Origin of the sequence: Gudongella ferriphila, from assembly GCF_046224405.1 — a bacterium.
Taxonomy (GTDB): Bacteria; Bacillota; Clostridia; order Tissierellales; family Tissierellaceae; genus Gudongella.
Genome location: NZ_JBJXRK010000063.1, coordinates 1 through 1,714 on the forward strand (window position 1 = coordinate 1; position 1,714 = coordinate 1,714).

Here is a 1,714-nt window from a genome sequence, read left to right on the forward strand (position 1 = left end):
GAGACCACTGAAAAACTATGTAAAAATATGTAAAAATAGCAATAAAAGAGTGTAGAAGTAAAGAAAAATCCTCCTTAATTTGGTATAATGTAATTGTCAAGAAAACATAACCAAAAGGAGGATTTTCAATGCTTAGAGATCAAAATAATCAGTTAAGCATCTATTCAATATTATACAATAAAATACCAGAAAATCATACTCTTAAGTTACTGGATAACGCTATCGACTTTAGATTTATTACAAAATCATTGGAGCAATCATACAACAAATTTTATGGTAGGCCCGCAAAGCATCCAGAACTTATGCTAAAACTATTAATACTTCAATATCTATATAACCTATCGGATGAAAGAGTCATAGAAGAATCCTCTTTAAACCTAGCATATATGTGGTTTCTTGGTATCAATCCTGATGAGACATTGCCAGATCCAAGTTTATTATCTAAGTTTAGAGTTCACAGATTACAGGAAGTAACATTAGATGAAATCATTGTTGAGATTGTCAAGCAGTGCGTAGAGAAGGGAATTATTGAAGATACAGGAATAAGTATAGATGCAACCCATACAAAAGCCAATACCTTTAAGGCTACTCCAGAGAGGGTAATTAAGCGACTAGCGAAGAAGATTTTTAAAACCTATGAAAAAGAAGTAGGCTCACTTCCAGAAGAAATCAATCAGAATATCCCCGATTATAAGGAAATATCAGATAATAAAGAGGCTAAGCGAGTAATGAAAAACTATCTGGAATCTGAAATTAATAAAATTGAAAGTGCTATTATCCTAAAAGAATGTCCCAACACAAGAAAGATTTTGGAAAATGCGAAACAGATTTTAGAAGATCCAAAATTTATTGAGCAGCGAGGAGTACGCTCTATTGTCGATCAAGATGCCCGCGTAGGGCACAAGAGTAAAACAGATCACTTCTTTGGGTATAAAGATGAGTACATAATTACAACTGAAAATCGAATCATTACAGCTATTACAGTAGCTGATGGAGCATATGTTGATGGTACAAGATTTAATGAATTGATTGAATTAACTAAGAAATCTGGACTAGAGATTAAAGAAGTATATGGAGATAAAGCATATTTCAAAAAGCCAATATTGGATAAAATAAATGAAATAGACTCAACACCTTATATTCCAGTAAGTGAAATGGCTTACAAGATAGATGAAGAAAGATTTGGTTATAATAAAGATTCAGATGAATGGTTCTGTAATCAAGGGAATAAAACATCAAGAAAAAGACATAGAAGTGACAAAAGCGGTAAACAGACATACAAGTATTACTTTGAAAAATCAATATGTAAAAATTGCACTCAGAGACAAGAGTGCATTAAGAGCTCCTCTACAATAGCTAGAATTTTGGAGGTAGGAATAAATACACCCGAATTTTATGGTTATAGCCAGCAACAGAAGACAAAAGAGTTCCACGAAAAGTATAAAAAAAGAGCTTGTCAGGAATGGAAAAATGGAGAGATGAAAAATTTCCATGGACTAGATCGTGCCCGGGGGTATGGTCTAGGGAGTATGTCCAAACAAGCTAAATTAACTGCAATTGCAGTTAATTTAAAGAGGATAGCAGCAATACTATCCTCTAAATTATTGACAAAGCTCAATATTTCCTTAATAATTTTCGATATCCTTACCAAAAGAGTAAAATTTAATCTAATCTTGGTTTAAAAAGTAGACTTTTTCAGTGGTCTCGGACAGGA

The 1,714-nt window shown here is 32.7% G+C and carries 1 pseudogene; it reads left to right on the forward strand.

Features of this window, described 5'->3' with window-relative positions:
• Positions 1–128 precede the first annotated feature (128 nt).
• Positions 129–1,601, forward strand: a pseudogene (locus ACKVDP_RS13740) (IS1182 family transposase); the annotation flags it as partial.
• Positions 1,602–1,714: the final 113 nt, after the last annotated feature.